Source organism: Pseudomonas sp. MF6747 (assembly GCF_963890955.1).
In the GTDB taxonomy this organism is placed as follows: domain Bacteria; phylum Pseudomonadota; class Gammaproteobacteria; order Pseudomonadales; family Pseudomonadaceae; genus Aquipseudomonas.
This window is the reverse complement of record NZ_CAWPSZ010000053.1, coordinates 125,667-143,998: the sequence shown is the minus strand read 5'-3', so window position 1 is coordinate 143,998 and position 18,332 is coordinate 125,667. Positions and strand designations below refer to the sequence as shown.

The following is an 18,332-nucleotide window of genomic DNA, read 5'->3' as shown; positions in this document are numbered from 1 at the left end:
CGTCTGAGTGTTCGAACTCACCAGCTACGTTGGCCTTTTCCTGGCTGCATTCGGTGCCGCCACGTTATTGCCAATACAGTCTGAAGCCGTGCTGGTCGGAATGTTGCTCTCCGACCGATACGTCGTATCTACACTCTTGGCGGTCGCCACTTTTGGCAACGTTCTTGGCTCCGCACTGAACTGGCTTCTGGGCCGTTCTGTTGAGCGATTCCGCCATAAGCCCTGGTTCCCCTTGAGCGAGAGCAAGTTAGAAAAAGCCCAGCACTCCTATCTGCGCTACGGGCGCTGGTCACTGTTGCTGAGCTGGGTGCCCATCATTGGCGATCCGCTGACGGTAGTCGCCGGAGTCATGCGCGAACCACTCTGGAGTTTCCTACTGATCGTCACCCTTGCCAAGGGCATGCGTTATCTCGTGCTGACCGCCGTCACGCTGGGGTGGACATGAAGACGGCTCATACAACCCCGCTCTCCCCACTCAAGAGTCGAAGCAGTAGCCTGGATCTGATCAAGTGGCTGGCAATGCTCACAATGGTTATCGACCACTTACGATTGGTGTGGCCGGAAATGAGCAACCTGTTCATTCCGGGTAGGCTTTCCTTTCCGCTGTTCTGTGTCGCCATTGCGGCCAACGTAGCGCGCTCCAAACCGGGCGAATTGCTGACGGCGACGAATGGTCGATACCTTGCGTTGATGCTGTTTTTTGCCGCCATTTCAGAAGTGCTTTATCGCTACATCAGCACCTCGGGATCATTCAATGTGTTGGTGACGCTTGCATTGGGGCTGGTGATTGCCTTGGGATGGCAACATCGCACCTTGTTGAGCGGCGCTATCGCGTTGATGGCCGCCGCTGTTGCCTACGTGCTGGATGATTCTCTGATGTACGGCTTCTACGGTTCACTTGTTCCAGCGGCTGTCTTAGTAGCAATAAAAACCCCCGGTGCTCTTTGGTTGCTGCCAGCGGCTCTATGCCTGTTGAGCAATACCCGCAGTAGCATCGTAACCAGGGCGTTGGACTTGGAAATCTATTCAATGTTGGCTTTGAGCACTGCGTTCGTTGCCCCCCTGATTGGACTCTGGCTTCTACGTCAAACATTCATCTTCAAGGTCTGGCCTGTGCGGCAATGGGGTTATTGGTTCTATCCTGGCCATCTTGTCGCTCTGCAAGCGCTACGTCTTCTGGTCTGAAGGCTGACCAACCAGCCTTAGCAGATCCTAGGAACTCACTGACGTCTATCTGGCCATCGGCGATGCTGATCATCGATCACATACGGGTGTTCGTGATCGACGCCATCCTGACCTTTTAGGTGTGTGTGATCGTCTGACAGGTTCTCATGGGTGTGTTTTATCGTCTCTTGGTCATGAGCAGGGCGCCAGATCACCATGCTGATCACCAGTGCGCTGCCTGCCACGACAGCTAGCCCAACAAACGATGCGGTGAGGCTGATATTGGCACCCAGCCATCCCGCCAATGGGTAGGTAATCAACCAGCAGGCATGGGATAGAGCAAATTGGGCGGCAAACAACGCCGGGCGATCTTCGGCATGTGCCGAGCGACGCAACAGTCGACCGCTCGGAGTCTGGGCTAGGGAGTAGCCAAGCCCGAGCACCATCCACAGCGGCAGCAGTAAGTTATAGGTGGTCAGGTTGATGCCAACCGCTAAACCCGCGACCAATATTCCTCCGCCAAACAGCATGGCCGTTCGGTCTTTGATGTTTTTCAAGAGTCGAGGCAAGACCAGGGCCGCGACCATCGAGCCGCCACCAAACGCAGCCAGCGCCAATGCCGTAGAACTCTGCGGTAGAGCGAAGCGAGACTGCACCAGCACCACCGTGTTGACGATGACCATCGCACTGGCGGCCGCTACCGTCAGATTGAGAGCCAACAGCCCTCGCAAGCGAGGTGTGGCCAGGAATATACGCATGCCTCGGGTGGTTCGTTCGTAGATGCTCCGTCGCGGCGTTGGCTTCGCCTTTGGCAGAAGCACTGTGGAGACAAGGGCCGCCGAGGCGAGAAACCCGATGACGGTGCCGGCGAACAGGTTATGAAAGCTGATCACGGTCAGCAACGTGGCGGCGAGCATCGGGCTGGCGACACTTTCGAGATCGTAGGCCAGACGCGATAGCGACAAGGCGCGGGTGTAGTCGTCCTCGTCGGGCAGGATGTCTGGAATGGTCGCCTGGAACGTAGGGGTAAACGCTGCCGAGGCTGACTGGAGAACAAAAATCAGAACGTAAATCTGCCAGACTTCCGTCACAAACGGCAGAGCGAGCGCGACCAGTGCTCGCACCAGATCCAGCGATACCAGCATTGCCCGACGGGGTAGGCGCTCTGCAAAAGCGGCTGCAATGGGGGCTACGCCGATGTAGGCCGTCATTTTGATCGCTAACGCCGTACCGAGGACAGCGCCCGCTTGGGCTCCTGCGAGATCGAACGCCAGTAGGCCCAGCGCGACTGTGGCAAGACCAGTACCTACGAGCGCGATCACTTGGGCGAGAAAGAGATGACGGTAGGTTCGGTTGGCTAAGATTTTCAACATGAAATATCTCAATTGGCGAAGTGCGTAAGCAGGTGGCTACCGACTTTTTACGAACAGACGCAATCAGCTGGTTTCGTCTCTAAAGAGCGCGAGCATCCTCCCAGGGGGGATATGGTTCGATCCTAAACCATAGACCATGGCAGCTCAAGAAATAGGCGATACGTTATCTATTGAATTACTGGAGTGCGGGCCTGCCCATACGGCTTGTACTGGTTCTGCAAGGCGAGGCGACGTGCTCAATGTTTCGATTGCAGCGTTCAAATGCTGCAACGCTGCCGGTCGGATGTATTTCCTCCCTGGGTTGTATGGCTAGTTGGAACGTGTGATCATATTTTTATTATAGGTAGGGGGGGTATGGTATGGGTCATGTGAGATCGAGCAAAGACAATCTTCTTAAGCGCGTGAAGCGAATCGCTGGGCAAATCCAGGCGATTGAGCGAGCACTCGACTCTGATGATGACTGCTCGAAAACCTTGCTTTTGGTCGCTTCGACCCGTGGCGCTATCAATGGGCTGATGGATGAAATCATCGAAGACCACGCTCGTGAACACGTCGCGAATCCGACACTCAGCAACGAAGAAAGAGCGAAAGGCGTCGATGAGCTTCTCGAAGCCATTCGCCGGTATTCCAAATAGGATTTACCCAAATGAGTAATGCGTACATCGACTATTCCCACGACCATATGTTCCTTGGGAAATCACATGAAGAAAACGCCAAGCGAACCTTGTGGGTAGTGGCTCTGACCGTCGTAATGATGGTTGCTGAAATCACTGCCGGTTATCTCACTGGCTCAATGGCATTGCTGGCAGATGGTTTTCACATGGCAACGCACGCCGGAGCACTTGGCATAGCCGCAGCTGCTTACGGTTACGCAAAAAGACATGCCTCAAGTGCGCGCTACAGTTTTGGAACTGGCAAGGTGGGAGACCTGGGTGGCTTCGCCTCTGCTCTGATTTTGGGACTGGTCTCCTTGGGAATTGCCGGAGAGTCGCTATTTCGTCTCTTTCAACCGACTCAAGTGCAATTCGGAACAGCGACTTTTATCGCAATTGTAGGATTAGCAGTGAATGTGGTGAGCGCGCTTTTGCTGTCTGGTGGTCATGATCATCACCATGGGCATGACCACGGCCACGATGAATCTCACCATGCGCATGGTCACGACAATAATTTGCGCTCTGCTTACGTTCACGTCATTGCAGATGCACTGACTTCGGTTCTGGCCATCGCAGCACTGCTTGCTGGTCGATACCTTGGCTGGGTATGGCTCGATCCTGCAATGGGGATTGTGGGTGCAGTTGTCATTGCGCGCTGGGCTTGGTCGTTGATGCGGGTGACTGCGGGTGTATTGCTCGATCAGACAGATGATCATGTCGCTGAAGAGATTCGTGAACTGGTTGAGCAACCGGGAGATGCTTCGATCATTGATCTTCATGTCTGGCAGGTGGGGCCGCAAGCCCGCGCTGCGATTGTGAGTGTTCTGGGCAGCCCAGCAGTGAATGCGGAAAACATACGAGAACGGCTTGCAACGGTTCATGAGATCACTCATTTGACAGTTGAGTACCGCACGAAGTTGGTCGCTGATTCACCCGATCAGCTCGCCGTGCTTGCTTCGCAATGAACCCGTAGCACGTAGAGTTCGACGAGGAATTGAACAATGGCCAAGGACATCGAAAATCCCTGTATCTCTGTTTGCCAGCTGAACAGCGAACTGTGCGTCAGCTGCGGTCGCACCAAGGAAGACATCAAAAAATGGAAACGAATGAAGCGTCCAGAAAAAATGGCCTCTGTACAACGGGCGACCCTGCGCCTGAAAAGCCTGCAAAAAAAGAACTCTTAAACCACCGTCATTTACATTTTCAACTTTTTCAGCCGAGACAGATGTCCTGGTTTGGGAGGGCAAGCTGAGGGGCAACGCCATTTCCAAACCGATCACTATCGCGGTCAGCAATCTGCTGCGCAGTGCGTGTCAGCATACGGAGCACGGCGTCATCACCAATTACTTGAACTCATCTCAAATTGTTATTGAGGACAGCGGTGCGGGGTTATCCGATGTGGTTTAAGTGCGCCTGTACAACTGTTGCTGATCGTCCTTGGCGAATTGTTTGAGAATAATGTCGACAGAGCAAGTCCCACTGCATGGCCATGAACGGTGACCATGCTGTAACGGGAGGGATCGGGGGGTTTAGTTTTCGGGGTATTCAGCAATGACCTGATCTGTGCCAGCTTTGTTCCGGCCGATGATCTGGTAAACCTCATGCACTCCGTCGACTTCCATTCCTGGAGAACCTGCTGGCATACCAGGGGCGGCGATTCCGAGAAGGTCGTCACGTTTGCTCATCGCAATTATTTGCTCGGCAGGCACGTGACCTTCAACAAACTTTCCGTTGATCATCGCAGTGTGGCAAGACGAGAGTCGTGGAGCGACCCCCAGATCTTGTTTGACAGCACTCATGTTGGTCTCTACATGATCTATGACGGTGAAGCCATTGGCCTCAAGATGCTGAATCCACTTCTTACAGCATCCGCAGTTAGCATCTCGGTGAACATCGATGGCCAACGCCTGTGCTGCTTGAGCGGTTGAACCGATGAACAGTGCGGCGAACGTTGCGATACGCAGAAATCGACTTGAGAGTCGGAAGCTACCTGTCATGGATATTTCCTTTTCCCTTGGCGGCGGCGAGATGAATGCCGCTGCAAAGGTTTGGTTGAAGGTATTATATTTGAGTCGGGGAGCCGCCCCCCTGTTATTCAAAAATCGTAGGGCTTTTGCTCAAACCACTCAGAACCACATCCGAATACCGGCTACAAATCGAGCCTCGTTGGTCTTTTCCCCTTCATCGCTGGCCAGGTCGGCGGTCTTGCCGTAGGAGCGATTCCAGGTAACCCCGACATAAGGGGCGAATTGGCGAACAATCTCGTAACGCAACCGGAACCCTACTTCGGTGTTGGCCAATCCAGATCCTATGCCGCGCTGGGGATCATTTTTTCCATACATGTTTACTTCGACTGTCGGCTGTAAGATCAGGCGATTTGTCAGCAGGATGTCGTAATCGCCTTCAAATCGAGCAGCGGTTTGACCGTTTTCACCGATATAGGCAGTCGCTTCAGCTTCAAAGTTATAGAGGGCCATGCCCTGAATACCGAGCGCTCCCCATGTTTGAGGCGACCCGGGTTTGAAGTCTTGCCGAACGCCCGTGACGACATCCCACCATGGACCGATGGCGTGCCCCCAGAGTGCTTGGAGTTCGGCGTTTTCCGTCACGCCATTGGTACGTTCACCTTCCGAACGCAGCCACAGGCGATCAACGTCACCGCCGATCCACCCTTTGGCATCCCAGGCCAACGCACTCCCGTTGTCAGCGTCTTGGTACTCAAACTTATCCAGAAGGATGAACGAGTTGATTTTTTTGTCGTGTACACCATGACCTGCCACATCTGGAAAGGCGGCTGCACGGTCAGCGTCGGTAAGTACGGGGACAGGGGTTCGGCTTGTGGTCGTTGCCCCTCCAGCCATGCTTTCCATACCGTCCATTTGCCCGTCGTCCATGCTCATCTTGCTGTGATCCATGGCCCCCATCTTGTTATGGTCCATAGTTCCCATTGAGCCGTGGTCCATCTTGGAGTGATCCATTGCGCCATCTTTTGCTTTGGCTGGTTTGGATTTCTGCGCAGTCGAAGGCTTCGCGTCCGCACTTGATGGCATCGCCATCGACGGATCCATCTCCTCAGCAGCTTGGGCCATGAAGAAAAATGCAGGACTGGTAGAGACTGCAAGTGCCATCAACGTTGGGCGTAAAAATTTACTGGTCATGATCTCAATCTGCCTTTTTGGTTTTTTGGTCATGATCCATCGACTCATGGCTCATCTTGCTATTGTCCATTGCCCCGTGATCTAGCTTCGAATCGTTCGCCGTCATTGCTGGCTTGTCCGTTGCTGTAGCAGGAACATTGGTTGAATGATCGCCGCCATTTTCCCCTGCCAGCACCATGGACGAGAGTCCACCCAGCAGGCCAATGGCAAAGAGGCAACCCACCAGGGAATTACGATTAAGGTATGTGCTCACAGATCGTCTCCTTTACTCATCAACCCGTACTTCACGGAACATGCCCATTTCCATATGGAAAAGCAGGTGGCAGTGATAGGCCCAACGGCCTAAGGCATCAGCGGTAACTCGATAGCTGCGTTTGGTACCTGGCGGCATATCGATCGTGTGCTTGCGCACCATGAACTTGCCGTTCTCATCCTCGAGGTCACTCCACATACCGTGAAGGTGGATGGGGTGGGTCATCATGGTGTCGTTCACCAAGGTGATGCGCAGACGCTCACCGTACTTCAGGCGAAGCGGCTCGGCGTCAGAGAATTTTATGCCGTTAAACGACCACGAAAACTTCTCCATGTGACCGGTCAAATGAAGCTCGATGGTACGATTTGGCTCGCGGCCGTCAGGGTCTTGGAAAGTGCTTTTCAAGTCGGAGTAAGTGAGCACTCGACGACCATTATTCCGCAAGCCTATTCCAGGATCGTTTAGTTTTGGCGTTGGATTCATGGCTTGCATGTCAACCAGGGGGTTGTTGGTTTCGGAGGCAGGATGTGTCTGCATTTCTCCACCCATACCGCCCATGCCAGCCATCCCTGACATATCACCACTACCCATTCCAGCCATCTTGCTGTGGTCCATCCCGGCCATGCTGGACATGTCGCCTTTGTCCATGCCCGCCATCTTGCTGTGATCCATACCCGCCATGTTAGTCATGTCACCGCTGTCCATGCCGGTCATCCCGGTCATGTCGCTTTGGTCCATACCGGTCATCTTGCTGTGGTCCATGCCAGCCATGCCCGACATTTCACCTGACTTCTTCTCGGCGCCGCCCATACCGGCCATGCTGCCATGGTCCATACCAGCCATACCGCCCATCCCCATGTCATCCATAGTGACGATTGGACGTGGATCTATAGCAGGTACCTGAGCAACTAGCCCTTCACGAAGTGCGAGGGTTCCGCGTGCATAACCCGTCCGATCCATAGACTGGGCGAAGATGGTGTAAGCCTCTTCACTGGCAGGCTCTACGATCACGTCATACGTTTCAGCTACGGCGATGCGGAATTCGTCAACGCTCACTGGGTTCACGTGTTGGCCGTCGGCGGCCACAACGGTCATTTTCAAACCAGGAATGCGGACGTCGAAATAGCTCATCGCCGAGCCGTTGATAAAGCGTAGGCGTAGCTTCTCACCCGGCTTGAAAATACCGGTCCAGTTACCGTTGGGCGCCTGGCCATTCATGAGATAGGTGTAAGTATCTGCGCTGACGTCTCCAAGGTCGGTTGGGCTCATGTTCATTTCAGCCCACATCTTCCTGTCAGCTACTGTTGCTGACCAACCTTGCTTACTGACATCGTCGATGAAATCACCAACGGTGCGTTTATGGTGGTTGTAGTAGCCCGACTGTTTCTTAAGCTTGGCCATGACACGACTAGGATCTTCATCGGTCCAGTCAGTCAACATCACCACATAGTCGCGGTTGTATTGAAAAGGTTCAGGCTCTTTCGAGTCGATAACGATTGGCCCGTAAACCCCTGCCTGCTCCTGTAAGCCCGAGTGGCTGTGGTACCAGTACGTACCATTCTGATGAACCTTGAACTTGTATTCGTACATGCCGTCGGGTGCGATGCCATGGAAACTCAAGCCAGGTACACCGTCCATATTGGCCGGCAGGATGATCCCGTGCCAATGGATTGAGGTGTCTTGGTCCAGGCGGTTTTTTACACGCAGGGTGACCGTCTCTCCTTCGCGCCAACGCAGCAAAGGTCCTGGCAATGATCCATTGATGGTCATGGCTGTTCGCGGCGAGCCGGTGATGTTTACCGGGGTTTCACCAATAAACAGATCAAATTCATTGCCGGTGAGTACGCTCGGCAGACCAGGACTTGTCACCGCCCATACAGGAGTGCGCCAAAGGCCAAAGCCGCCGAGAATGCCACCAGCGGCCAAGCCTTTTACGAATGTCCGTCTAGAGGTTTTGGAATGCATGCCGTTTATTTCCAATCAGTCAAAAGGGAAGCCGTGCGAAACAACCGATCATGAGTTGCCCGGATCAGCTTTGCCCACCGTCACAAAAGACAAACTCTTACGGCAAGCGAGCTCAGAAATTGCCACATTTAAACCACCGCAGTGATTACATTTCTGTCAGCTTGGAGGGCCCAGCTATTTAGCAATTCTTGTGGTCCATCGCCTTGGCTTTGCTTTCAGCGACAGGGGGGTGGGCATTTTGCGTTTGAGCCACTCGGTACGATTCCATCGAATTATTCCTGGCCACTTCCATGCGTGCGAAAGTCCGGTCACCACCGCCTTCGGCCATAGCCAAAGAAGAGACGGTCAGAGCAGCGATGACGAACAAGGTTTTGATAGGATTCATTTGGGGTTCCTCGGATGAGTATTGATGCCCCCTGAATCCACATCAATCGTTGACTCTAAGGGGTGAGCTTGAGGCTCAATAGGACTATAAGACTCATCCCCTGACAGGAAGCTTAGGCCAATATTACAGTTGTGTCAGGTTGCGATATTTCTCTTGAGATACAGAGTGATTAGTCCGTAAGGTCTAAGCCATCCAGCGTCACATAACCGACATTTATTCTTTAAAACTTACCTGTGCGGTTGTGTAAGCTTCCGGTCACTTTCGCGGAGGTTTGACGTTTTTTCGTTCGCACTTGAATTGTATCTCGACTCGGATGCACTACGTTAAGCACTTGAGTGTTCGATATAGGTGGGAATGTTAAATGGCAGCGTAACTTAGCGTAACTAAAGGTGGCCACCGGTGAGTATTAATTTTGAAAAAGCGCTTGGCTCCGCAGAAAGAGCATTACTTTTTCGCAGCCAACGAGCTGAGGTGCTTAGCAATAATATCGCTAATGCCGACACTCCTAATTTTAAGGCCAGAGATTTGGACTTTTCCGCTGTCCTGGCTAGCCAGACAAAAGGAGGTTTTGCTACTCCGTTCTCTTTGAAAACAACAAACCCAAAACATATTGCCGTAAACGAATTAGCAAGTGATATTCATAGCGGCGCGTTGCTTTACAGCACGCCGAACCAACCTTCCATTGATCAAAATACTGTGGATCAACAGGTCGAGGTCGCAAAATATACGGAAAATTCGATTCATTTCGAAACTGCTTTTACTCGATTGAATGGAGCATTTAAGGGGCTACTCAAAGCTCTAAGAGGTGACTAATAAACCTCACCCAGCGATGGAATCAGCGCCTCAGGCGCTGATTTGGGAAGGGAAACCCAGTGCTTCCACAGCTTTACGGACCTGCTCTGGGTTTTCGCTGCTTTCAACGGTTACCTTACCTGCCGCGCGATCCACGGAAACCGTAGCCTTGCTGTCCAGTGACTGAATTGCTTTGGTGATTTTGCTGACGCAGCTACCGCAACCAATGCCTGATACGTTTAAGACGAACATGGTTATTCCTCTTGTGCTGAGCGGTCTCTTTTCACCGCAACACCAGCATCAACGTTGACACAATAGCAAGGTCAAGGGTTATGTATTAACGGGCTGCGAGCATCGGTTACGCTCAATCTATTCGGGTATTCCTCAGTCTCAAAGCATTGAAAACTACAGATGCAGAACTGACGCTCATGGCTAACGCAGCGATCATTGGCGACAGAAGGTGCCCCGTTAGTGGGTAGAGCAGGCCTGCGGCGAGGGGGATACCCATTGAGTTGTAAAGGAAGGCGAATCCCAAGTTTTGCCGCATGTTTTTCACCGTTGCAACCGAAAGTGCTCGTGCCCGTAAAATCCCCATCAGGTCGCCTTTTACCAGCGTGAGCTGCGCGCTATTCATCGCGACGTCAGTCCCTGTACCCATGGCAATGCCCACGTCTGCTCGCGCCAAGGCCGGTGCGTCGTTGATGCCGTCGCCGGCCATGGCAACCTTTCGACCGGATTGCTGGAGGTCCGCCACCAGGCGCTCCTTGTCCTGAGGTTTCACTTCACCATGAACCTCTTCAATACCCATCTGTTTGGCGACAGCACGTGCGGTGGTGAGCCCGTCTCCTGTGGCCATGATGATTTTTACGTTATCAGCCTTAAGCTTGGTGACTGCTTCTTTGGATGTCGGTTTTATCGGGTCTGAGACCGCTAGTAACCCTGCCAAGGCTCCGTCAACGGCGAGATAGATGATGCTGATGCCTTCAAGGCGCAACAACTCTGCACGGAATTGTAAGGCCTTAGTACTCACTCCGGCAGCTTCCATCAGTGCAGTGTTGCCCAGCTGTACTTTCTTGCCATCAACAAGGCCACTGACTCCAATCCCTGAGCCGGACTCAAACGATTCAGGCTTGGTGAGTGCAATATTTTCAGTTCGGGCGTGATCGACGATGGCATGAGCCAAAGGATGTTCGCTGCCTTGATCAAGGCTAGCGGCCAGTTGAAGAACATCGTGTGGATTGAAATCTGGTGTGGCCTCCACACTGTGAAATACCGGCCTTCCCTCTGTCAGGGTCCCCGTTTTATCGACAATCAGTGTGTCGATCTTGCAAAGGTTTTCGATGGCACTGGCATCCCTGAACAGCACACCCATACTGGCGGCTTTACCCGTCGAAACCATGATCGACATGGGTGTTGCGAGACCCAGTGCACAGGGGCAAGCGATGATAAGTACGGCGACAGCGTTGATCAGGCCGAAGACCCAGCTAGGTTCTGGACCGAAGATCCCCCAGCCCAAGAGTGTTAGCAACGCAATCGCGATAACCCCCATCACAAAGTAACCGGCAATCGAGTCGGCCATTCGTTGCATTGGCGCTTTGGAGCGTTGGGCTAGAGCGACCATTTGTACTATCTGCGACAGCATGGTGTCGGCGCCGATCTTTTGCGCCTCCATCACCAAGCTCCCATGAGTATTAAGCGTGGCGCCGATCAAACTATCCCCTGCTCTTTTCATTACCGGCACCGGTTCACCAGTGAGCATGGATTCATCCACCGCACTTTCTCCCTCGAGTACGGAGCCATCAACTGGCACCTTTTCACCAGGTCTGACCCGCAAATGGTCTCCCAAGTGAACATGGGTAAGAGGAATGTCTTCCTCCTGACCATCGGCGTTGATCTTGCGTGCAGTCTTGGGAGACAGGCCTAGAAGGGACTTAATGGCGGCGGAGGTTTGTGAACGTGCTTTGAGCTCAAGAATCTGCCCAAGCAAGGTGAGCGAGATGATGACCGCAGCGGCTTCGAAGTAGACGCCGATACGTCCATCTTGCATGAAGGTGGTGGGAAAACTTTGGGGAAATAGGGTTGCCGCGACGCTGTAAAGATAGGCTGCGGCAGTACCCAAACCAATCAGAGTCCACATGTTTGGACCGCGATTTCTAACAGATGCTATGGCCCTTACAAAAAAGGGCCAACCTGCCCATAAGGTGACCGGCGTCGCAAGAGCGAACTCGATCCAGTTTTGGACCGAACCATGGAACAGTTGTAATGAGTGACCCGCCATGGCTAGAAGGGTCACTACCACGGTTAAAGGCAGCGACCACCAAAAGCGGTGGGTGAAATCCCGGAGTTCAGATTGATCATCTTCATCAAGCACGGGCATGACCGGTTCTAATGTCATGCCACATTTAGGGCAATTGCCGGGCCCTGGCTGTCTTATTTCCGGGTGCATAGGACAGGTAAATTCAGTGGCTACTTGTAGCGCCGGCTCTGTAGCGCCGATGCTGGGTTCAGTGCTGGGATGACTGCCACTGTAGTGTTCTGGATCTGCCCGAAATTTCTCTTGGCATTTCTGGCTGCAAAATTGATACATCTGTCCCGGATAAGACTCGCTAAATTTACTTGGAGGCGTAACCGTCATACCGCACACCGGGTCACGTATATCGCCGTCAGGGGGCGAGGCAGCGTGGGCGGGACCGTGATCGTGATCGTGGTGGCTCGGTGTCGTGTGCATAGCTATTTCTCGTCCTTGTTGGTTGCTGCCTGATCGCCATGGTCATGTCCGCTATGTCCATGCCCAAAAAAATGCATCAATGGACAGATCAACAGAATGAGATAGGGCAAATACGGATAAACGTGGCTGAAATGTTCCCGCACCACGTAGAAGGCACCGATCGCAATGAGCATGATCAGTACAACGCCTGTTTTGCGCCTCCAGAATGGAGAGGTGGTGCTTCCAGCCGAATGCTGATGGTTATTCATGATCTAAACCCTAATGTGCGAGTTGCTCTGATCTCTGCCACAGAGCGTAGCCAACTCTTGCGTCGACGCGCTTTTAGCGGTCGGCTCAGGTTTAGTTCAAGTCAAATTGACCGACCATCCCAGACTGGTAATGGCCTGGCACATTGCAGGCAAATTGCAGTCCAGCTGTGTTGTTGAAGGTCCAGATCAACTCCTTGGTTGCTCCTGGCTCGATCAGCACGCTGTTCGGGTCGTTGTGTTCCATCCCGACCATCTTCATCCCTCCCATGCTGTGGCCCATGTTGCCCGTCATCTTCCCAGCACCGATGGGTGTAAGCGTTCCATTCTGGAACATGCTCGCCATTTCTTTTTGGTGCGCCGCATGAGCAGCGGCCTGGCCGATATTGAACTCGTGCAGCAGCGCCCCTTTGTTGTGAAGTACAAAGCGAACTGTTTCACCGGGCTTTACGTCGATGTTCTTAGTTTTGAAGAAAATATCACCCATCTCCACATCAACCGTGCGAGTAACCTCAGAGGCGACTCCAGGCTGGCCAATATCCTCTTTCCCATGACCTGCGCTGGCCATCGCCGTAGCACCGAAGAGTAGGGTGATTGCCGCAATAACTGGGGTAATAAGCTTATTTTTCATGGTGACCTCGTGGGTTAAGAGCGAATCACTGGCTATGCTAAAGAGGCGGAGCTGCCACTTAACTGACCTGAACACTACATTTCTGTCAGTTTTCAAAAGAAAACGCGGCGTCCGAATGACGCCGTGTTTAGAGGACCGGTTCGAAAAACCAATGAGACCGGTTGGTCACTGATGGTTTTCAGAAAGCATCAGTTTGTGCTCGCGCTGCATTTGGCTCAAAACGTCATCAACCATAGCATCGTGTTTTTCCATCCAAGCAAGGTGCTGCTGAGGTGACATTGATGCGTTTGGGTGATCTTGATGGAGCTGGCTCATGATTTCGCCCAGCATTTTCATATGCTCGGCCATGTGTACATGGCGCTGTCCTTCAGGGGCTTTTTCAGCTTGTACCAAGGTTGCTTCTGCTTTGTCGCGCAGGCTCTCCATACGCTCCGCGATCCGGTCTGCGCCACCTTCAGCCAACGCAGAAGCCGAGACGAGTATGGAGCTCACAAAGAAAAGGACTTTTAGGCTATTCATGGGACAGCTCCTTATGGATTTATTTTCCGGCTCCCCCTAGGTTTCATGCTGAAGAGTCGGTCGAGCACCAGGAAGTACTCATGTTTGAACCCTAGACACCGCTCGCTGACAACTACCTGAAGCCAATATTACTTTTCTGTCAGTTGCTGGTTGGCAGAAGCATTTCGTTGCAGACTCAGCCTCACAATTATTTGAGAGCCACCCCCATGAGACTTCTGGTTGCGGAAGACGAACCAAAAATAGGTATCTATTTGCAGCAAGGACTCACTGAGGCGGGGTTCAATGTTGATCGCTTTACCAATGGCCAAGACGCGCTTCAGCACGCTTTGAGCGAGGCGTATGACCTGCTGATTCTTGATGTGATGATGCCTGGGCTGGATGGCTGGGAAGTACTTCAGAAAGTGCGCGCATCCGGGAAAGATGTTCCGGTGCTCTTCCTCACGGCGCGAGACCGCGTTGAGGACCGAGTAAAAGGGCTTGAACTGGGGGCCGACGATTACCTGATTAAACCCTTTGCCTTTTCAGAGCTGCTGGCACGCGTTCGAACGTTGTTGCGTCGCGGCACTAGTGCGCCCTCACAAACCTATATGAAATTGGCTGATCTGGAGGTGGACCTACTCAAGCGCAGGGTTATTCGAGGAGGCAAGCGCATAGATCTGACAGCCAAAGAGTTTGCGTTACTCGAATTGCTGCTCCGTCGTCGAGGCGAGGTTCTGCCCAAGTCACTTATTGCTTCCCAAGTTTGGGATATGAACTTCGACAGCGATACCAACGTCATCGAGGTCGCGGTCAGGAGGCTCAGAGCGAAGATTGATGATGATTTTGAGGTCAAGCTGATCCACACCTCTCGGGGGATGGGTTACATGTTGGACGCACCGGACTTGGGGTCGGAATGAAGCGAATGTCACTGACTACCCGCATGAGCCTGATGTTCATGCTTGCTGTAACCGCTGTGCTCACTGTGGCCGGACTCAGTTTTAACAACCTCAGCCGGCATCACTTCAAGATGCTGGATCAGCAGGCGCTGAACGAAAAGCTTCACTCGACGCAAAGAATTTTGACTGGGTTGAATAGCATTGATCAGTTCAGTGATGTTAAACCCGAGCTGGAGGCGCTGCTTGGTGCTCATCGTGATTTGACGGCCCTTATCATCGATGGTGACGGCAAGCTCTTGTTTGCTGATCCTGGTCCGATCGTAGTGCCGGAAGACTACCGAACGATCACAAACAGCAATGTCTGGGAGTGGCGAGATGAGGAGCAGGTATTTCGAGGAGTGACGGCACAAGCCATTGTGACAGGGCAAGACAAGCCATTGACCGTGATGTTGATCTTTGATGTTACTCAACATATGGCTTTCTTCGAGACGCTTGAACGCTGGTTTTGGATAGGGCTGGTGATCAGCGCGCTGGTCAGTGCTGCACTGGGCTGGATGGTCGCGAGTAATGGCCTACGGCCTATCCGCCTAGTCACTCAGGTCGCGGCTTCAATGTCAGCTAAATCACTCAAAGAGCGTATTCCGTTAGGTCCCGTTCCTAAAGAGCTCCAGCAGATGGTGTTGTCGTTCAACGCAATGTTATCCAGATTGGACGATGCGTTTGTTCGTTTATCGAACTTCTCTGCGGACATTGCTCACGAATTACGAACGCCGGTCAGTAATTTGATGACTCACACTGAAGTGGTTTTATCTAGAAAAAGGAATATTGAGGACTACGAAGATAATCTGTACTCAAATCTTGATGATTTAAAACGTATGGGCCGGATGATTGATGACATGCTTTTTCTGGCGAAATCAGACAACGGTCTGATTACACATGAAAACAAACCGATAGACCTGGTAGCGGTAGTAGAGAAATTACTCGAATACTACCGCTTGCTTGCTGATGAGCGAGGGATCGACCTCAAAGTCACAGGGAGGGGGAGCGTCCGAGGTGACGTCCTTATGCTCGACAGGGCCATCTCTAATCTGCTCTCAAATGCACTCCGGTACACCCCCGAAGGGGAGTGTATTAGTGTCGATATCCGGCAGAAGGGAACTTCAATATCGGTCTCCGTGGAGAACCCTGGAGAGCCAATCGCGCCTGAGCATCTTGAAAAGTTGTTCGATCGTTTTTATCGCGTGGACCCGGCTCGCAGAGAAGGGAGCCCAAGCAATGCAGGGCTAGGTTTGTCGATCACTCGATCAATCATAGAAGCGCATGACGGCAAGATTTGGTGTACGTCTTCAAGCGGAAAAACAGCCTTTCATATTGAACTCCCTTGTGCGGATGAAAAAAAGGCGTAAGGCCCGTTGATCATATATATCTAGCAGCATGTGGTTAGCTCAAAGGGAACGTTCGTGGATGACGGAAACCTCTTGGCGCGTCGCAAAGGGAGTCACGTATTCGGCCCTGTATACGCGCTTATCAGTGTCCAAAATCCCACCTCAAGCTGACTGAAATGTAATCGAATAGTTTGCGTTCCTGTGGCATCGTGTACTCGCACTGTGACGTTAGAGTTCTTGTGATTTCTTCCTGTCCAGCCCGCCCTAGGACACGGAATCTGCTAGGTATTCGCCAGTGGCTTTAACAAGCGTCAAAAAGTAAAAACTAGATATTCCCTAAAAAACCTAGAACCAACAGCTCTTGCTGTGAGGAGTCTTGCATGTCATTCCTTAAAACTACCACCGTAGCTGTTGCGCTGACTGCGGGTTTGCTTCTGAGTGCAGTTGCTCAGGCGCATCCAAAGCTGGTTTCTTCTACTCCCGCTGAAGGGTCGGATGCGGCGGCTCCTTCTAAAATTGAACTGCACTTTTCTGAGAATCTAACGACTCAGTTCTCTGGTGCAAAACTGATCATGACCGATATGCCTGGCATGCCGAACTCCCCTATGGGCGTAAAAGCCGGCGTTGCAGGTGGCGGTGATCCGAAGACGATGGTTATCACGCCCGCATCGCCATTGACCACGGGTACTTATAAAGTCGAATGGCGTGCCGTCTCATCGGACACTCACCCGATTACCGGTAACTTTTCCTTCAAAGTGAAATGATTCATGAGCGACTCAATAAATATCGCTGTTCGCTTTGCTCTTTATTTCGACCTTATGCTCTTATTTGGACTGGCAATTTTCGGTCTTTATAGCCTGAGGGGTAAAGAAAGAGTATCGGGAGCGGTTTTGAATTTTGAGTCGCTTCTTTACGGTACATCTGTTGTAGGTGTAGCTCTGTCCCTTGCAGCCATGCTGTTGCTTGCGAAAGCAATGAGTGGCGTATCGGGCTTCATGGAGCTACATCACCATATTTTTCAAATGGTTCTCATGGGGACTGACGTCGGTTTGACCTGGATGGTCCGAATAGGGGCGTTGGTGATGGCAATTATTGGCGTTTCCCTGAACAAGCGCTTTCCAACACTGAGTCTTTGGATTGTCACTGTCTGTGGCGCGATTGCGCTAGCGACGCTGGCATGGACGGGACACGGAGCAATGGACGAGGGAAGCCGTCGCTACTGGCACTTTATTAGCGACATCTTCCATCTTTTGGCCGCAGGCGGTTGGTTGGGTGCGCTAGCGGCATTTGCCCTGCTGCTGCGTTTGAAATCACTGAAAGGTGAGCGAGAAGCACGAATTCTTGCTCGGGTACTGACAGGGTTTGAATCGGCCGGCGCAGTGATTGTATTGATCATCAGCATTACGGGAGTGGCGAACTATCTATTTATCGTTGGGCCAAATCTCGATGAGGTGATGCTCAGCACTTATGGCGAGTTGCTATTTTTGAAGGTCCTGCTCTTTGCCGGGATGATCGTATTAGCGACGCTCAACCGCTTTCACCTAAGCCCGCTCTTGGAACGTTCTGTCCGAGATGGAGACTATGCTGTCGCGGTCAATGCCTTGCGCCGTAGTATGAAGCTCGAATTTTCAATGGCAGTCATCATTATTTGTCTCGTCGCATGGTTAGGTACTTTAAGCCCAGTAATGGAAATGAGCGCGGCATAGCGGTTGGTGGCAGCCAATAAAGGAGTCTTAAGGGTGAATTGTAAGGGCCATTTGCACCGTCTACACTCCAGCCCATGAAATACTATCTGCGGTTTTGCCTGATTTTCCTGATTAGCTTGGCGCTTCCCCTCAGTGGGATGGCGGGTGTTCAGGCATCGACTGAACCATGCCCGATGAGAACCATGGGCATGGCGATGATGGATGGTATGGGGCAAGACTGCTGCCACGACATGAAAAGTCCCACCGAGCATGGCAAACCTTGTAAGCCGGGTCAGGAATGCAAAACTGGCGGTATGCTGCAAGTCTCGATCATCAAGCCTCCTATCACCTTGTCCAGTCCTCTCGTTCTGCCCTTCTCCAGCCATTTCCCACTCGTACAAACCCCTTCAGGGGTATGGCGACCGCCCCGTACTTGATTCCTGTACCACACTGAGCCTCATTCCGCGTTAGCGGGATGGCATATCTGCGCGCATGTCTTATGAAGCGCGCGGTGGATCATC

Annotated in this window: 22 protein-coding genes; 11 read left to right on the top strand and 11 right to left on the bottom strand. The window is 52.4% G+C overall.

Annotated features, from left to right (window positions below):
• The first annotated feature begins 7 nt into the window (after window positions 1-7).
• Both AACW30_RS30650 and AACW30_RS30645 read left to right on the top strand, forming a co-directional pair.
• The gene (locus tag AACW30_RS30650; RefSeq protein ID WP_200624139.1) at window positions 8-445 is read left to right on the top strand and encodes a YqaA family protein; all 438 of its coding nucleotides are present in this window, start codon (window positions 8-10) and stop codon (window positions 443-445) included.
• Window positions 442-1,185, top strand: coding sequence for a TraX family protein (locus AACW30_RS30645; protein WP_200624138.1), 744 nt, complete (start codon window positions 442-444; stop codon window positions 1,183-1,185). The genes AACW30_RS30650 and AACW30_RS30645 overlap by 4 nt, the downstream gene beginning before the upstream one ends.
• A gap of 35 nt (window positions 1,186-1,220) precedes the next feature.
• Here the strand turns inward: AACW30_RS30645 and AACW30_RS30640 are convergent, their stop codons facing one another.
• Window positions 1,221-2,537: an MFS transporter gene (locus tag AACW30_RS30640; protein WP_200624137.1), complete on the bottom strand. Its 1,317-nt coding sequence runs from the start codon at window positions 2,535-2,537 to the stop codon at window positions 1,221-1,223.
• 359 nt (window positions 2,538-2,896) lie between these two features.
• Between AACW30_RS30640 and AACW30_RS30635 the strand changes: the two genes are divergently transcribed.
• Genes AACW30_RS30635 through AACW30_RS30625 form a run of 3 tightly spaced genes read left to right on the top strand, consistent with a single transcriptional unit; the run spans window position 2,897 to window position 4,374 of the window.
• A complete protein-coding gene (locus AACW30_RS30635) occupies window positions 2,897-3,172 on the top strand; it encodes a metal/formaldehyde-sensitive transcriptional repressor (protein WP_028621219.1) in 276 nt (91 codons plus the stop codon).
• 11 nt (window positions 3,173-3,183) lie between these two features.
• Window positions 3,184-4,155 carry a CDF family Co(II)/Ni(II) efflux transporter DmeF gene (dmeF, locus tag AACW30_RS30630; protein WP_200624136.1) on the top strand — a complete coding sequence of 324 codons (972 nt, stop codon included), beginning with the start codon at window positions 3,184-3,186 and terminating at the stop codon, window positions 4,153-4,155.
• A gap of 36 nt (window positions 4,156-4,191) precedes the next feature.
• A complete protein-coding gene (locus AACW30_RS30625; protein ID WP_010565098.1) occupies window positions 4,192-4,374 on the top strand; it encodes a DUF1289 domain-containing protein in 183 nt (60 codons plus the stop codon).
• 345 nt (window positions 4,375-4,719) lie between these two features.
• Here AACW30_RS30625 and AACW30_RS30620 read toward each other — a convergent pair whose 3' ends face one another.
• The 5 genes from AACW30_RS30620 to AACW30_RS30600 form a co-directional block, all read right to left on the bottom strand.
• Entirely contained in the window at window positions 4,720-5,187 is a 468-nt protein-coding gene (locus tag AACW30_RS30620; RefSeq protein WP_200624135.1) for a DUF411 domain-containing protein, read from the bottom strand.
• Window positions 5,188-5,316: 129 nt separating this feature from the next.
• Entirely contained in the window at window positions 5,317-6,381 is a 1,065-nt protein-coding gene (locus tag AACW30_RS30615; protein WP_034116567.1) for a copper resistance protein B, read from the bottom strand.
• Complete coding sequence (locus AACW30_RS30610) at window positions 6,353-6,601, bottom strand: hypothetical protein (protein ID WP_200624134.1); 249 nt, start codon at window positions 6,599-6,601, stop codon at window positions 6,353-6,355. The genes AACW30_RS30615 and AACW30_RS30610 overlap by 29 nt, the downstream gene beginning before the upstream one ends.
• A 12-nt stretch (window positions 6,602-6,613) precedes the next feature.
• The gene (locus AACW30_RS30605; RefSeq protein ID WP_016963499.1) at window positions 6,614-8,566 is read right to left on the bottom strand and encodes a copper resistance system multicopper oxidase; all 1,953 of its coding nucleotides are present in this window, start codon (window positions 8,564-8,566) and stop codon (window positions 6,614-6,616) included.
• 178 nt (window positions 8,567-8,744) lie between these two features.
• Window positions 8,745-8,951 carry a co-regulatory protein PtrA N-terminal domain-containing protein gene (locus tag AACW30_RS30600; protein ID WP_200624133.1) on the bottom strand — a complete coding sequence of 69 codons (207 nt, stop codon included), beginning with the start codon at window positions 8,949-8,951 and terminating at the stop codon, window positions 8,745-8,747.
• 399 nt (window positions 8,952-9,350) lie between these two features.
• On the opposite strand from AACW30_RS30600, the gene flgB reads away from it, so the two are divergent.
• Window positions 9,351-9,764 carry a flagellar basal body rod protein FlgB gene (flgB, locus tag AACW30_RS30595; RefSeq protein WP_200624132.1) on the top strand — a complete coding sequence of 138 codons (414 nt, stop codon included), beginning with the start codon at window positions 9,351-9,353 and terminating at the stop codon, window positions 9,762-9,764.
• A 30-nt stretch (window positions 9,765-9,794) separates the two neighbouring features.
• On the opposite strand, the gene AACW30_RS30590 is transcribed toward flgB, so the two are convergent.
• The 5 genes from AACW30_RS30590 to AACW30_RS30570 all read right to left on the bottom strand — a co-directional run bounded on the left by AACW30_RS30590 (window position 9,795) and on the right by AACW30_RS30570 (window position 13,866).
• Window positions 9,795-9,995 (bottom strand): heavy-metal-associated domain-containing protein, encoded by a 201-nt coding sequence (locus AACW30_RS30590; protein WP_200624131.1) that lies wholly within the window; start codon window positions 9,993-9,995, stop codon window positions 9,795-9,797.
• Window positions 9,996-10,107: 112 nt separating this feature from the next.
• Window positions 10,108-12,471, bottom strand: a complete 2,364-nt coding sequence (locus AACW30_RS30585) for a heavy metal translocating P-type ATPase (protein ID WP_200624130.1) — start codon at window positions 12,469-12,471, stop codon at window positions 10,108-10,110.
• Between the two features lie 2 nt (window positions 12,472-12,473).
• Entirely contained in the window at window positions 12,474-12,719 is a 246-nt protein-coding gene (locus tag AACW30_RS30580) for a DUF2933 domain-containing protein (RefSeq protein WP_200624129.1), read from the bottom strand.
• Window positions 12,720-12,810: 91 nt separating this feature from the next.
• The gene (locus AACW30_RS30575) at window positions 12,811-13,347 is read right to left on the bottom strand and encodes a cupredoxin domain-containing protein (protein WP_200624128.1); all 537 of its coding nucleotides are present in this window, start codon (window positions 13,345-13,347) and stop codon (window positions 12,811-12,813) included.
• 165 nt (window positions 13,348-13,512) lie between these two features.
• Window positions 13,513-13,866 carry a co-regulatory protein PtrA N-terminal domain-containing protein gene (locus AACW30_RS30570; RefSeq protein ID WP_200624127.1) on the bottom strand — a complete coding sequence of 118 codons (354 nt, stop codon included), beginning with the start codon at window positions 13,864-13,866 and terminating at the stop codon, window positions 13,513-13,515.
• A 206-nt stretch (window positions 13,867-14,072) separates the two neighbouring features.
• Here AACW30_RS30570 and AACW30_RS30565 point away from each other — a divergent pair, with 206 nt between their 5' ends.
• From AACW30_RS30565 to AACW30_RS30545, 5 genes are all read left to right on the top strand, one after another.
• On the top strand, window positions 14,073-14,762 hold the full coding sequence (locus tag AACW30_RS30565) for a heavy metal response regulator transcription factor (RefSeq protein WP_200624126.1): 690 nt from the start codon (window positions 14,073-14,075) through the stop codon (window positions 14,760-14,762).
• On the top strand, window positions 14,759-16,147 hold the full coding sequence (gene copS / locus AACW30_RS30560) for a copper resistance membrane spanning protein CopS (RefSeq protein ID WP_200624125.1): 1,389 nt from the start codon (window positions 14,759-14,761) through the stop codon (window positions 16,145-16,147). The genes AACW30_RS30565 and copS overlap by 4 nt, the downstream gene beginning before the upstream one ends.
• A gap of 359 nt (window positions 16,148-16,506) precedes the next feature.
• Entirely contained in the window at window positions 16,507-16,890 is a 384-nt protein-coding gene (gene copC / locus AACW30_RS30555; protein WP_200624124.1) for a copper homeostasis periplasmic binding protein CopC, read from the top strand.
• Window positions 16,891-16,893: 3 nt separating this feature from the next.
• Window positions 16,894-17,832, top strand: coding sequence for a copper homeostasis membrane protein CopD (gene copD, locus AACW30_RS30550; protein WP_200624123.1), 939 nt, complete (start codon window positions 16,894-16,896; stop codon window positions 17,830-17,832).
• A 74-nt stretch (window positions 17,833-17,906) separates the two neighbouring features.
• Window positions 17,907-18,248, top strand: coding sequence for a hypothetical protein (locus AACW30_RS30545; RefSeq protein ID WP_234452563.1), 342 nt, complete (start codon window positions 17,907-17,909; stop codon window positions 18,246-18,248).
• Window positions 18,249-18,332 lie beyond the last annotated feature (84 nt).